General features: G+C 66.4%; 12 protein-coding genes, 1 tRNA gene and 1 pseudogene. 9 read left to right on the top strand and 5 right to left on the bottom strand.

All coding sequences use genetic code 11. The annotated features are described in order from the left end of the window. The first annotated feature begins 29 nt into the window (after positions 1-29). The 4 genes from H0B43_RS31605 to H0B43_RS31590 are packed head-to-tail and all read left to right on the top strand — an operon-like array spanning position 30 to position 4,197. The gene (locus H0B43_RS31605; protein WP_185724336.1) at positions 30-1,400 is read left to right on the top strand and encodes a branched-chain amino acid ABC transporter permease; all 1,371 of its coding nucleotides are present in this window, start codon (positions 30-32) and stop codon (positions 1,398-1,400) included. Between the two features lie 4 nt (positions 1,401-1,404). After that, positions 1,405-2,394 (top strand): branched-chain amino acid ABC transporter permease, encoded by a 990-nt coding sequence (locus H0B43_RS31600; protein ID WP_073361903.1) that lies wholly within the window; start codon positions 1,405-1,407, stop codon positions 2,392-2,394. Continuing rightward, entirely contained in the window at positions 2,387-3,406 is a 1,020-nt protein-coding gene (locus H0B43_RS31595; RefSeq protein ID WP_185724337.1) for an ABC transporter ATP-binding protein, read from the top strand. The genes H0B43_RS31600 and H0B43_RS31595 overlap by 8 nt, the downstream gene beginning before the upstream one ends. After that, the gene (locus H0B43_RS31590) at positions 3,403-4,197 is read left to right on the top strand and encodes an ABC transporter ATP-binding protein (RefSeq protein WP_185724338.1); all 795 of its coding nucleotides are present in this window, start codon (positions 3,403-3,405) and stop codon (positions 4,195-4,197) included. The genes H0B43_RS31595 and H0B43_RS31590 overlap by 4 nt, the downstream gene beginning before the upstream one ends. A gap of 61 nt (positions 4,198-4,258) precedes the next feature. Here H0B43_RS31590 and H0B43_RS31585 read toward each other — a convergent pair whose 3' ends face one another. After that, positions 4,259-5,581, bottom strand: a complete 1,323-nt coding sequence (locus tag H0B43_RS31585; protein ID WP_185724339.1) for an ABC transporter substrate-binding protein — start codon at positions 5,579-5,581, stop codon at positions 4,259-4,261. Positions 5,582-5,747: 166 nt separating this feature from the next. Continuing rightward, a complete protein-coding gene (locus H0B43_RS31580; protein WP_185724340.1) occupies positions 5,748-6,308 on the bottom strand; it encodes a TetR family transcriptional regulator in 561 nt (186 codons plus the stop codon). Positions 6,309-6,418: 110 nt separating this feature from the next. Between H0B43_RS31580 and H0B43_RS31575 the strand changes: the two genes are divergently transcribed. After that, positions 6,419-7,258 (top strand): oxidoreductase, encoded by an 840-nt coding sequence (locus H0B43_RS31575; RefSeq protein WP_185724341.1) that lies wholly within the window; start codon positions 6,419-6,421, stop codon positions 7,256-7,258. Positions 7,259-7,301: 43 nt separating this feature from the next. On the opposite strand, the gene H0B43_RS31570 is transcribed toward H0B43_RS31575, so the two are convergent. Next, positions 7,302-7,931 (bottom strand): ANTAR domain-containing response regulator, encoded by a 630-nt coding sequence (locus tag H0B43_RS31570; protein WP_185724342.1) that lies wholly within the window; start codon positions 7,929-7,931, stop codon positions 7,302-7,304. Between the two features lie 100 nt (positions 7,932-8,031). On the opposite strand from H0B43_RS31570, the gene H0B43_RS31565 reads away from it, so the two are divergent. Then, positions 8,032-8,105 (top strand) — tRNA-Leu (locus H0B43_RS31565). Positions 8,106-8,188: 83 nt separating this feature from the next. Here H0B43_RS31565 and H0B43_RS31560 read toward each other — a convergent pair. After that, entirely contained in the window at positions 8,189-8,644 is a 456-nt protein-coding gene (locus H0B43_RS31560) for a carboxymuconolactone decarboxylase family protein (RefSeq protein ID WP_185724343.1), read from the bottom strand. A 98-nt stretch (positions 8,645-8,742) separates the two neighbouring features. On the opposite strand from H0B43_RS31560, the pseudogene H0B43_RS31555 reads away from it, so the two are divergent. The 3 genes and pseudogenes from H0B43_RS31555 to H0B43_RS31545 all read left to right on the top strand — a co-directional run. After that, a pseudogene (locus H0B43_RS31555) lies at positions 8,743-9,270 on the top strand (sigma-70 family RNA polymerase sigma factor); the annotation flags it as partial. A 240-nt stretch (positions 9,271-9,510) separates the two neighbouring features. Next, on the top strand, positions 9,511-10,014 hold the full coding sequence (locus H0B43_RS31550) for an SRPBCC family protein (protein WP_185724344.1): 504 nt from the start codon (positions 9,511-9,513) through the stop codon (positions 10,012-10,014). An 18-nt stretch (positions 10,015-10,032) separates the two neighbouring features. Next, positions 10,033-11,058 carry a DUF4185 domain-containing protein gene (locus tag H0B43_RS31545; protein WP_185724345.1) on the top strand — a complete coding sequence of 342 codons (1,026 nt, stop codon included), beginning with the start codon at positions 10,033-10,035 and terminating at the stop codon, positions 11,056-11,058. Between the two features lie 7 nt (positions 11,059-11,065). Here H0B43_RS31545 and H0B43_RS31540 read toward each other — a convergent pair whose 3' ends face one another. Beyond that, on the bottom strand, positions 11,066-12,853 hold the full coding sequence (locus H0B43_RS31540; protein WP_185724346.1) for an ABC transporter ATP-binding protein/permease: 1,788 nt from the start codon (positions 12,851-12,853) through the stop codon (positions 11,066-11,068). Between the last annotated feature and the right edge of the window lie 5 nt (positions 12,854-12,858).

Raw genomic sequence — 12,858 nt, 5'->3', positions numbered from 1 at the left:
CCCCAACCGTGAGGAAGCGACTCCCAGCAGTGAGGACGCGACCGACATCCGCGAGGAGACGCACGAGACGAGGACCGCTCGGCCGGCACCTCGGCCGTGCGTTCGTTCTCGTCCTGTTCGGCCTCGTCGCGGCGATCGCTCTCGGCGGTCCTGCGGCGGCACAGGAACCCACCCCACCGCCCCCACCGCCCGCGAGCAGTCAGCAACCGGCGCCACCGGCGAACGCGGTACGGGTCAGCGGCAATCTCAACAACGCCGGCGAGCGACTCGCGGGCGTCGAGGTGCGCGCGCTCGATTCGTCGGGCACCGAGGTGGCGAAGGCGACGTCGGAGTCCAGCGGTCGCTGGGAACTTCAGGTCGCGCCCGGCACCTACACCTTCGAAATCGTCGCGGACACCCTTCCCGAGAACGTCAGCGTGCAGGCCACGGTGGAACGTGACGTGGTGGCCGGTCGCTCCAACACGGTGATCTTCTCGTTCGGCGAGGCCCGCACCGGTTCCGCGGTCCCGTTCTACGAGAAGCTGATTCGCCAGACCATCGACGGACTCCGTTTCGGTCTCGTCATCGCGATCGCCGGTGTCGGGCTGAGCCTCATCTACGGCACCACCGGCCTGACGAACTTCGCGCACGGCGAACTCGTCACCCTCGGGGCGGTCGCGGCGTGGGTGATCAACGTGACGTTCGGGGTGCAGCTGATCCCGGCCACCGTCCTCGCCGTGATCGTGGGAATCCTGATCGGCCTCCTGAACAACGCCGCGATCTGGAAACCGCTGCGGAAGCGTAAGACCGGCCTGATCGCGCAGTTGGTGGTGTCGATCGGCCTCGCGATCTCCCTGCGCTACCTGATCCTGATCTTCTTCTCCGATCGCGCGGAGCCGTTCGTCGACTACCAGGCCCAGGTCGAACGGCACTGGGGGCCGATCGCGATCACCGACGCCAACCTCGTGTGCATCGCCATCAGTCTCGTCGTCCTCGTCGGAGTGGCCCTGCTGCTGCAGAAGACCCGCATCGGCAAGGCCATGCGCGCGGTGTCCGACAACCGCGACCTGGCCGCGTCGTCCGGTATCGACGTCGAACGGGTGATCCGCTTCGTGTGGGGTCTCGGCGGCGGGCTCGCCGCACTCGGCGGGGTCCTGTTCGGCATCTCCGAACTCGGCGGACGCGTGCAGTGGGAGATGGGTTTCAAGCTCCTGCTGCTGATGTTCGCCGGCATCACGCTCGGCGGACTCGGCACCGCCTACGGCGCGCTGCTCGGCTGCGTGATCGTCGGCCTGCTCGTCCAATTGTCGACGCTGGTGATCAACCCCGACCTCAAGTACATCGGAGGACTGCTCATCTTGATCGTCATCCTGGTCGTCCGGCCTCAGGGCATTCTCGGCAGCCGGCAAAGGATCGGGTGACGGCATGGATGTCACAGGAGCACTCCAGGTCTCTCTCGCCCAGCTGATCGGCCCGTCGGCGATCTTCTACGCACTGCTGGCGATCGGCCTCAACCTGCACTTCGGCTATGCCGGACTGCTGAACTTCGGCCAGATCGGTTTCGCACTCCTCGGCGGCTACGGCGTCGGGATCATGACCGTCACCTACCATCAGCCGCTGTGGGTCGGCATCCTCGTCGGTCTCGCCGCCGCCGGGCTGCTGGCCGTCGTCCTCGGTATCCCGACACTGCGGTTGCGGGCCGACTACCTCGCCATCGTCACCATCGCCGCGTCGGAGATCCTGCGGCTGATCTTCCGTTCCACCGCTTCGGATTCCATCACCGGGTCCACCAACGGCCTGTTCGGTTTCGCGGATCCGTTCACCACCCTCAGCCCGTTCGACTCGGGTAAGCAGTACAACTTCCTCGGCGTGAAGTTCTACGGCGACGACCTGTGGTCGATGGTCGTCGGCTGGACCCTCGTCCTGGTGCTGTGCGGGTTCGTCTACCTCCTCACGCACAGTCCGTGGGGCCGCGTCCTCAAGGCCGTCCGCGAGGACGAGGACGCCGCGCGCGCACTCGGCAAGAACGTCTTCGTCTACAAGATGCAGGCGCTGGTCCTCGGCGGCATGATCGGTGGGCTCGGCGGTGTGTTCAACGCACTGCAGACCAAGTCGATCAACCCCGACTTCTACTCCACCGCGCAGACGTTCTTCGCGTTCGGCGCGCTCATCCTCGGCGGCGCCGCGACCGTCTTCGGACCGGTGGTCGGGGCGATGCTGTTCTGGTTCCTGCTGGCCATCCCGGATGCCCTGTTGCGGCAGGCGATCTCCGGGCCCGAACCTCTGTTGCCGCTGACGGAACAGCAGGTCGGCGCCATGCGGTTCGTCCTCCTCGGCATCATGATCGCCGTGCTGATGGTCTTCCGGCCGCAGGGCATACTGGGCAATAAGCGGGAGGTGCAGCTCAATGCCTGACCACAGACTGCCGGATCGTCAGCAGACCGACACCGTGCTCACCGCCGAGGAACGGGCCTCCATCTTCACCGACGTCCCGCACTCCCCCGGCGCAGCCAAACCCGACCCGATCCTCGTCGTCGACGACGTGTCCCGCACATTCGGCGGACTCAAGGCCGTCGACGTGGCGCATCTGGAGATTCAGCGCGGCTGCATCACCGGTCTGATCGGTCCGAACGGCGCCGGCAAGACGACCCTGTTCAACCTGCTCACCGGTTTCGACCGGCCGGACAGCGGCACCTGGTCGATGGACGGGCAGTCCCTCGGCCGCATGTACCCGCACCAGGTGGCACGCCGCGGCGTCGTCCGCACGTTCCAGCTCACCAAGGCGCTGTCGAAGTTGACGGTGCTCGACAACGTGCGGCTCGGCGCCACCGGGCAGCGCGGCGAACGCATCGTCAACACCCTCCTGCCGTGGACGTGGAAGGGCCAGGAGCGGGCCGTCACCGAGCGCGCCAACGAACTGCTCGCGCGGTTCAAGCTCGACGCCAAATCCGACGATCTCGCCGGTTCGCTGTCCGGCGGTCAGCGCAAGCTGCTCGAGATGGCGCGGGCGCTGATGACGGAGCCGACGGTGGTGATGCTCGACGAGCCGATGGCCGGGGTGAATCCCGCACTGACACAAAGCCTCCTGGGGCACATCAAATCACTGCGGGACGAGGGCATGACCGTCGTGTTCGTGGAACACGACATGGACGTCATCCGCGACATCAGCGACTGGGTGGTCGTGATGGCGCAGGGCAGCGTGATCGCCGAATCCACACCGGAACACCTCTCGTCCAACACCGCGGTGGTCGACGCCTATCTCGGCAGCCACCACGACCAGGCGCTCGAGTTCGACGCCGAGGGCAACCCGGTGGGCGCGACGGCGGTGCTGGCCGAAGCGCTCGAGAGCGCCGAGGCCGAAACCCTCGAGACCGGCGGCGACCTCTCCGAACCCGACATCACCGAGCTGAGGCGTGAGAACCCATGACCGAACTGACCCCAGCGGAATTCGCGGCCACCCCCGAGGAGCATGCCCGGCTCGCCGAGGGTGCCCTCGTCCGCGCGGACGGAGTGGTCGCCGGCTACATCCCCGGCGTCAACATCCTGCGTGAATGCAACTTCTTCCTGCGCGAGGGGGAGATCGTCGGCATCATCGGCCCCAACGGCGCCGGAAAATCCACGCTCCTGAAGTCGTTGTTCGGGCTGATCCCGGTCCGGGAGGGCGCCGTGACCCTGCGCGGCGAGGACATCACGTCCCAGCCGGCCCACGTCCTCGTCCAGAAGGGCGTCGGCTACGTCCCGCAGACGCAGAACGTCTTTCCGTCGCTCACCATCGAGGAGAACCTCGAGATGGGGATGTATTTGCGCCCCAAGCTCTTCGCCGAACGGTTCACATTCGTCGGCGACCTGTTCCCACTGCTCGCCGAGCGGAAGAAGGTGAAGGCGGGCGCACTGTCCGGCGGCGAACGCCAGATGGTCGCGATGGGTCGCGCGCTGATGATGGACCCGTCGGTGCTGCTGCTCGACGAGCCGTCCGCCGGGCTGTCCCCGATGTTCCAGGACGAGGTGTTCATCCGCTGCAAGAAGATCAACGCGGCGGGCGTCTCGGTGATCATGGTGGAACAGAACGCCCGCCGGTGTCTGCAGATCTGCGACCGCGGGTACGTCCTGGACCAGGGCCGCAACGCCTACACCGACTCCGGTCCCAACCTGATGCACGACCCGAAGGTGATCGAACTGTACCTCGGGACCCTGGCGGGAAGTCAGGAGAAGAAGTAGTCCCACCATACGACTGTGGGCCAGGTTTCCCTGGCCCACAGTCCGTTTCAGATGTGTGCGATCATCCGCCGACGACGATGTATCCCTCCGTCGTCAGCTTGTTGTCGGCGCCGAACTTCAGCTTGCCGTACGAACCGATGGACGGCTCGCCTGCAGCGGCGAAGTCGAGCTTGCCGGTGATGCCGTTGTAGTCGATGTCCGTTCCGGCCTGCACGAGCGGCAGGCACTCCTGGTACGACGTGCACGGGGTGCCACCCTCGGTGACGGCGTTGATGTTGGCCGCGATGTCGCGCCCCGCCGTCGATTTTCCGGCCTCCGCGGCGAGCGCGGAGATGACCACGGCGTCGTACGACTCACCGGCGTAGTTGAAGTCGATCAACCCCGGGTTGATGGCCTTGAGGCGATCCTGGAAGGCGGGACCGACGTCGGTGAGGGGCGTGGTGCCCTGCATGCCGTCGAGCAGCGGTGCGGCGACCGATTCGCCGAGCGCGTTACCCATGTTGCCGTCCACGCCGTAGACCTTCATGCCGTCGGACGGGCCGATGCCCACCTCGTGCATGCGGGTGATGATCTTCGCCGACTCCTCGAATCCGACCACGGCGACGGCGTCGGGTGCGAAGTCCTTGACCTGATCGACCTCGGAGTTGAAGGACTGAGCATTGGGGTCGTAGATGATCTTCTGGATCTGGTCCCCGGGGATGCCGGCGTCGACCAGGTTCTTCTGGATATTGTCGGCGAGCCCGGTTCCGTACGGGTCGTTGAGCGCCAGGATGGACACTCGCTGGCCGCCGTCGTCCGAAATGAGCTGTGACACAGCCTGAGCCTGCAGCACGTCGGTGGGCGCGGTGCGGAAGTACTGGCCCTTGTCCGGGTAACAGACGAACTGGTCGGACGTGTTGGCCGGGGAGAACATCACGACGCCGGCGCTCGATACCTTGTCGATGACCTTCAGCGACACCGACGACGACGCCGCGCCGATGATCACCTGGGTGCCCGCGGCCAGTTCCCGGTCCACCGTGGTGTTCGCGGTGTCGGTGGTGGTGTCGCCCGAGTCGCCGGGAATCAGTTGGACGGGCTGACCGAGAACCCCACCGGCGGCGTTGACGTCGTTGACACCGAGCTGGGTGCCCGCCACCATCGGCGGTCCGAGGAAGGAGAGACTTCCCGTGTCGGGAAGCAGGGTGCCGATCTTCAGGGGCGCGGTGGACGGTGCCCCCGCTGCCGTCGCTTGTTCGGGAGTGCAGTCGGTGGAGACGGTGGTGGCCGAGGCAGAGCTGCCACTCCCGCTCGCGGAGTCGTCGCCACTGTCCGAACTACAACCTGCCAGTGCGAGAGATGCCGCGCCGAGAACCGCGGCCGCCCGCACGAGGGTCCGTTTAGCCATCCAAACTCTCCTTAGATCACCTGTGTACGGGCGCCACCCGAGTCGGCGTCCGCTGTGGGATCAGACGCTAGCGGTCCGGCGGCATTCGCGATCCGTCCGGAAAGGCTCGTGACCTTACTGTGATCTGAAAAGGACGAGTGTTTACGCGGACGTAGCGTGACACCCCTCAGGCGGCGACGAGACGCCGCACGGAGTCGACGACCACCTGCCGTCGGCGGGCCCGGTCCGCGGGGGCCGACGCGCCGAGTTCCGGTGTCTGCGTGTGCCAGGCCATCGCGACGGACCGGACGACGGCGAGCAGTTCCACGGGCTCGAATCGGGTGGGCAGCACCCCGTCTCTCTGCGCACGCTCGATGTCGGCGAGCTTCTGCCGGTTGGACGCCACCACCACCTGCAGCGGCTCACCGTCGGGACGCTCGAGTTGGTACCAGGTGGCGAGCCGGAGCGTCGCCGGGTTGTCCTCGTACAGGTCGAAGGAGCGTCCCGCGTAGCCGGGGAGGTCGGTGGCGTCGAACCGCACCCGCTCGGTGAAGGCCACCACGTGAGCGGCGAAGACGGCGTCGAACAGTTCGCCCTTGTCGCCGAAGTAGGCATAGATCATCGACTTGTTGGCCTTGGCGGCCAGCGCGATGCGGTCGACCCGGGCCCCGGCGATGCCGAACTCGGCGAACTCGGCCGCCGCCGCGTCGAGGAGCCGCTTCTTCGTTGCCTCTGCGTCGCGCACCATGACTACAGGCTAGCAACCAAATGGTTGGTTGACAGCATCGCCCTGCGAGTGTTTCATGGGATCAATCGGCAACCAACCAGTCAGTTGCAAGAGATTCGAGGGAGAAACCCATGGCCAAGACCTGGCTCGTCACCGGAAGCTCACGCGGTTTCGGCAGGGAACTCGTGACAACAATCCTCGCCGCCGGCGACAACGTCGTCGCCACCGCACGGCGACCCGAGCAGCTGAACGACCTGGTCGACGCGTTCGGCGACCGGGTTCGGACGGTCGCCCTGGACGTCACCGACGCCGCGGCCGCCCGTGCCGCCGTCGCGACGGCCGTCGACGAGTTGGGGAGCCTCGACGTGGTGGTGAACAATGCCGGCTACGCCAACAGTGTCCCGATCGAGGAAATGGACGACGAGGACTTCCGGCAGCAGATCGACGCCAACTTCTTCGGCGTCGTCAACGTCACCCGCGCCGCACTGCCGATCCTGCGCGAGCAACGCAGCGGCAGCTTCGTGCAGTTCTCCTCCGTCGGAGGTCGCGTCGGCGGCACGCCGGGGCTGGGCGCCTATCAGGCCGCGAAATTCGCCGTCGAGGGATTCTCCGAAGTCCTGGCCGCGGAGGTGAAGCCGTTCGGTGTGCGGGTGCTCATCGTGGAACCGGGAGCGTTTCGCACCGACTGGCAGGGTTCGTCGATGCAGCGCCGTTCCGTCGGTCCCGACTACGAGGCGACCGTCGGCGCGATGAACCGCTACCGGGAGGACACCGACGGCACCCAGGCCGGCGACCCGACCCGGGCCGCCCGGGTGATCATGGATGTGGTTGCCGCCGAGGACGCGCCGCTGCGACTACTGCTCGGGGCAGGCGCCGTCGACCTGGCCGAGAAGTCGTCCCGCGAACGCGCCGCCGAGGCCCAGCGGTGGGCCGACGTCAGCCGCGCCGCGGACTTTCCCGCCGGCGCCTGACCCGCGACGGCGAAAACGCAGCGGCCGTCGCCGATCTCACGGATCAGCCGGCAGGGGCTTCCCCACCGAGTGTTTCGAGGACCACCTGCGCGACCGCCTTCATGGTCGACCTGCGGTCCATCGCGGCGCGCTGGATCCACTTGAACGCTTCGGGCTCGGTCAGCGACTGCTTCTCCATCAACACGCCTTTGGCCCGCTCGACGATCTTGCGGGTCTCCAGACGCTCGGACAAATCGGAGATCTCCCGCTCGAGCGCGGTCACCTCCTTGAACCGGCTGGCTGCCAATTCGACCGCAGGCACCAGGTCGGCCGTGGAGAACGGCTTGACCAGATACGCCATCGCCCCGGCGTCGCGCGCCCGCTCCACCAGCTCGCGCTGGCTGAACGCTGTGAGAATGACCACGGGCGCAATGCGTTTCGCCGCGATCTCCGACGCCGCGTCGATGCCGTCCCGGCGGGGCATCTTCACGTCCATGATCACGAGGTCGGGTTTGAGCTCCACCGCCAGATCGACCGCTTCCTGCCCGTCGCCCGCCTCACCGACCACGTCGTAGCCCTCTTCCCGCAGCATCTCGACGAGATCGAGCCTGATCAGCGCCTCGTCCTCGGCCACCACGACCCGTCGCGGCTGCGACGGCACACCTTGCTGCTGGGGAGCGTTCATGGCCACCATTCTCCTCTGCTCGGACGACCCCGGCGCGGGGAGCGAACGTTAGAAGGGTACCGGTGGTTGACTCCGGACGACGATCTTCTACAGTGGTACAGCGCAACACGCCCTCGTATCCCAATTGGCAGAGGAAACGGATTCAAAACCCGTCCAGTGTGAGTTCGAGTCTCACCGAGGGCACTGCCAGGATGTTCCGCGAATCGCAGGTCGGATGCTTTCTCCGACCTGCGATTCGCGTCTAGTCCCCCATTACGGCGTTCCCGCTACCACTGCGCGCCCGCGACCTGTCGGGTGGCGGCGTTGAGGCGGTTCCACAGGTTCACGGTGGCGATCGACAGGACCAGCGCCGCGAGCGCCTCCTCGTCGTAGTGCCGGGTGGCCTCGTCCCACACGTGGTCGGGGACCGCGTCCGCGCGATCGCTCAACCGGGTCATCGACTCGGCCAGTGCCAGGGCCGCGCGTTCGGCGTCGGTGAAGTACGGCGTCTCCCGCCACGCCGCCACCGCGAAGATCCGCTCGTTGGTCTCCCCCTCCTTCTCCAGTTCGCGCGCATGCATGTCCACGCACACGCTGCAGCCGTTGATCTGACTCGACCGCAAGTGCACGAGCGCGTGGGTCACCGGCGGCACGTTGGCCTTCGCGGTCGCCTTCCCCAGTGCGAGGAGTGCCGTCATGGCGTCGGGAACGATCATGGCGGGATTGGTCATCCGGGCTTTCATGATTGCCTGCCTCCAACGGTATTCGGGTGATGTGATGTCACCTCGGCTTGTTTTCGTTCGTCACTGTTATGACGGACCGCGACGAGGGAATGTGACAGATGAACGACAACGAGTTTCTGGCACGTCCATTCGAGCAGAACCGCACTCATCTGAAAGCGGTTGCGTACCGGATGCTCGGCTCGCTCAGCGAGGCGGAGGACGCCGTGCAGGAGGGCTGGCTCCGGCTCAGCCGCAGCGAGACGGCGCAGGTGGAGCTGCGCGGCTGGTTGACGACGGTCGTCGCGCGGGTCTGCCTCGACATGCTCCGCGCGCGAACGACGCGCCGCGAGGAGTCCCTGGACGCCCACGTCCCTGATCCGATCGTGAGCGCGGTCGACGGTGCCGATCCCGAGCACGAGGCAGTGCTCGGTGACTCCGTCGGGCTCGCCCTGATGGTGGTTCTCGACACCTTGACGCCGGCCGAACGGCTCACGTTCGTGTTGCACGACATGTTCGCCCTGCCCTTCGACGAGATCGCTCCGATCGCCGGACGCACCCCCCGCGCCTCCCGCCAACTCGCGAGCCGTGCCCGCCGCCGGGTGCGCAGGTCGGGACCGGTTCCGGATACCGACCTCGTCCGGCAGCGAGATGGTGGCCGCACCCGGCGGAAAGGCCATGTCCGTCATGGCGTTCACCGTCGCGGACGGGAAGATTGCGCGGATCGACATCCTCGCCGACCCGGACCGCATGCAGCATCTGGGACTGCCACTCGTCACAGAATGACGATCCGCAGGTAGCGGCGGTTTTTTGTGGCCGATTCTGGGGTTCTGCGCCGTCCTGCCAGTACCATGGGGGGACAGGTACGCCCTCGAGCACGGAGGTCACCCATGGAGCTCGGCACCGTCACATTCACCTACGACGGGCGGGTAGCCCTTCGATTCCAGCAAGCGCTCTCGCACTCGCCGGAGAAGGTGTGGCGTGTTCTCACCGACCCGCAGTACCTGAAGGCCTGGTTCCCCGCCGACGTCGAATTCGATCTCACTCCTGGCGCGGAGCTCGTGTTCCGGGTCACTCCGGAGCAGGTGCGCCGATTCGGACTTCCTGCAGATCAGACCACCACCGGGACGGTCATCTCGGTTCATCCCGCACATATCCTCGAGTACCTGTGGGACGCCGAGACGCTGCACTGGGAACTCGTTCCCGACGGCAGCGGCGGTTGCTGGCTGACACTCACCCACACCGTCGAGGAAGAAGAATCCGCCTACGCACACGCCGCCGGCTGGCATGCCGGCCTCGAAGTGGTCGAGGCTCAGCTCGACGGCCGCGAGGTCGACTGGTCGCCGTGGGATCGCGCCGACGAACTCGCCTCGTCGTATCGCAAGACGTCCTGACCACCGCAACACGGAGGAGTGCCCATCCCGGGCAGCACGACCACACCGGCAGCCACCTTCGTCACGGAGGTCACCGGCACGGCGACGCGGCGATGGCGTGTGCACGGTACCGACCTGGGCTGTCCCGTGCGCCTGGCCGACGGCAGCGTCGCGTTCTTCTTCGGCGACACGTTCAGCTCACCCGGCCGAGGGCCCCGTGGGTGGCGCAGTCCCGTCATGTTGCGTTCCACCACAACCGATCTCCGCGGTGGGATCGGGTTCATCTCCGCCGCGGGCGGCAGGACGGCGCGGGAGATCCTCCCCAACGCCCACGACGTTCGCGAACTCCCCGACCGGGATTCGCCGGGCAGTGAGTTCACCGTCGTTCCCGCGGACGCCGTCACGATCGGCGACCGGACGTATCTGTCCGTCGTCAGTGTGCACTCGTGGGGGTCTGCCGACTGGCCGACGAACTTCACCTATCTCGCCTGCACAGACGACTGCGGCGAGACGTGGCACCGGACCGACGCCCGCTGGGACAACCGCGGCGGCTCGCTCGACCAGCTGTGGACGATGGAACGGCGCGACGGCTACGTGTACGTGATCTCCAGTACGTTCGACCGCGACAATCCGCGGGGGATGATCCTGCGACGGGTCCCCGAATCGCACATCCTCGATCCGGCGGCCTACGAGGACTGGGGCTGGGATCCCGCCACGAACTGGGCCTGGGGACAATCCGCGACACCAATCCTGCCGGGACCCGTCGGGGAAATGTGCCTGCGGAACATCGAGGGCATCTGGGTCCTCGCGTACTTCGATCCCGCCGCGTACGCGATCGTCACCCGCATCGCTGAGCGTATCGACGGTCCGTGGTCGCCACCGACCGTGCAGGTCGCCGGCGGCGACTGGGGTGCAGCGGACGGAACGTGGGCGCAGATCTACGGCGGTTACATCCATCCCGCCTCGACGGTGGACGACCTGCATCTACTTGTGTCGCAATGGAACACGACCACCGGAGATCCCTACCGCGTTCTCCAGTTCAGAACCCGGCTGGACCTGCGGTAGCTCGCCCTCACCCGACGAGTTCCGACTCCGACCACCGGCCCTCGCCCTCGAGTTCCACCCCACGGGAGTGGAACTGGTTCAGGGTGCTGCGATGCCCGACGCTCACCACGATGCTGTTCGGGAGTTCGGTCCCGAGCAGGGTGTAGAGCGTGTGCTCGAGCCCCTCGTCGATCGCCGACGTGGCCTCGTCGAGGAAGATCACCGCGGGACGGGCGATCAGTACCCGCGCAAACGAGAGACGTTGCTGCTCACCCGGCGACAGAATTCGCGTCCAGTCGGCGATCTCGTCGAGCCGATCACCCAGATTGCCGAGCGACACCTTCGTCAGCGCGTCACGCACGGCGTCGTCGGCCGCCGACGGCTCCTTCGGGTATGCCAGCGCCGTCCGCAGGGAACCGAGCGGAAGATACGGCCGCTGCGAGAGGAAGATCGCCTCTCCCGACGGCCGGGACACGGTGCCGTCGGCATAGGGCCACAGATCCGCGAGAGTGCGGAGAAGAGTGGTCTTGCCCGACCCCGAGGGACCCTTGACCAGCAACGACTGGCCCGGGCTCACGGTGAGCGCGAGGCCCTCGATGAGCGTCTCCCCCGTCGGGATGCGGACATCCAACTTCTCCACCTGGAGGTCGTCGCCCGACTTTCCGGTCTTCAGGACCGGAAGTTCGTCGGCGTGCTGGTTGTCGTTGGCGAGGCCGTTGAGTCGGATGAGGGTGGCACGGAAACTCGCGAAGTCCGCATACGATTCGCGGAAGAAGGACAGCGAGTCGTGGACCTGGCCGAAGGCCTGCGACGTCTGCATCACGTCACCGAGCGACACCTGACCGGTGAACAGCCGCGGACCCTGCACGAGGAACGGGAAGATGACGGCCGTCTGGTTGACGGTGAGGTTCCATCCGCTGAACTTCAAGGTTCGGAAGACGATCTGCCACATGTTGCGGATGACGTCCGCGAACCGGCCGGCGAGGGTGCGGCGCTCGACGTTCTCCCCGCGGAAGAACGCGATGCTCTCGCCGTACTCCCGCACCCGGATCAGTGCGTAACGGAAGTTGGCGCCGAGTTTCTCGTTGAGGAAGTTCAGCTTGATGAGCGGCTTGCCGATCCAGAACGCCACCGCCGTGGTCAGCAGGACGTAGATGTAGACGAGGAAGATCATCGCCCGCGAGATCTCCACCCCGAACACCGTCATCGGGCCGGACAGATCCCACAGGATGCCCGTGAAGGACACGATCGACAGGACCGCCGTCACCGCGCCCATCGACAGCGTGCGGGACGTCGTCACGAAGTTGGTGATGTCGGCCTGGATGCGCTGATCCGGGTTGTCGATCGCGTCGTCGAGGAACCGGTCGCGGTAGTAGGCGCGGCTGTCGAGCCAATCGTCGACGAGATGATGGTTGAGCCAGGTGCGCCAATCGATGTCGAGGGTCTGGCCGATCAGGTACTCCACCAGGGCCCGCACCACGTGGACGGTCGCCAGAATCGCGAACACACGGAGGAAGTGCCAGAACGCCGTCTCGTCCAGATTCTGGATCGAATCGTAGAAGTCGTTGTACCAGTAGGAGAACAGCACGGTCATTCGCACCGCGAAGACGGTCGACAGAAGCAGCACCGCCAGGATCGCCAACGGCTTGAGACTCCGCCGCGGATCGAAGTAGGGCGCGGCGAAGCGCCAGAACTGCCTACCCCATTTCGTGAACCGCGCCAGCAGCACAACCACGACGACGAACACCACGACAGTCATGACGTAGGCCTTGAGCAGCCACATCGAGCTGTCCCACACCACGTTGTTCCAGTCCACGACCC

This window comes from Rhodococcus sp. 4CII, assembly GCF_014256275.1.
GTDB classification, from domain to species: domain Bacteria; phylum Actinomycetota; class Actinomycetes; order Mycobacteriales; family Mycobacteriaceae; genus Rhodococcus_F; species Rhodococcus_F wratislaviensis_A.
This window is presented reverse-complemented; position numbering and strand designations above follow the sequence as displayed.

What these genes read in the sequence shown, in the direction of transcription:
- H0B43_RS31600 (WP_073361903.1), top strand. Translation starts at nt 1,405, where the DNA reads ATGGATGTCACAGGAGCACTCCAGGTCTCTCTCGCCCAGCTGATCGGC.
- H0B43_RS31595 (WP_185724337.1), top strand. Translation starts at nt 2,387, where the DNA reads ATGCCTGACCACAGACTGCCGGATCGTCAGCAGACCGACACCGTGCTC.
- H0B43_RS31590 (WP_185724338.1), top strand. Translation starts at nt 3,403, where the DNA reads ATGACCGAACTGACCCCAGCGGAATTCGCGGCCACCCCCGAGGAGCAT.
- H0B43_RS31585 (WP_185724339.1), bottom strand. Translation starts at nt 5,581, where the DNA reads ATGGCTAAACGGACCCTCGTGCGGGCGGCCGCGGTTCTCGGCGCGGCA.
- H0B43_RS31580 (WP_185724340.1), bottom strand. Translation starts at nt 6,308, where the DNA reads ATGGTGCGCGACGCAGAGGCAACGAAGAAGCGGCTCCTCGACGCGGCG.
- H0B43_RS31575 (WP_185724341.1), top strand. Translation starts at nt 6,419, where the DNA reads ATGGCCAAGACCTGGCTCGTCACCGGAAGCTCACGCGGTTTCGGCAGG.
- H0B43_RS31570 (WP_185724342.1), bottom strand. Translation starts at nt 7,931, where the DNA reads ATGGTGGCCATGAACGCTCCCCAGCAGCAAGGTGTGCCGTCGCAGCCG.
- H0B43_RS31560 (WP_185724343.1), bottom strand. Translation starts at nt 8,644, where the DNA reads ATGAAAGCCCGGATGACCAATCCCGCCATGATCGTTCCCGACGCCATG.
- H0B43_RS31550 (WP_185724344.1), top strand. Translation starts at nt 9,511, where the DNA reads ATGGAGCTCGGCACCGTCACATTCACCTACGACGGGCGGGTAGCCCTT.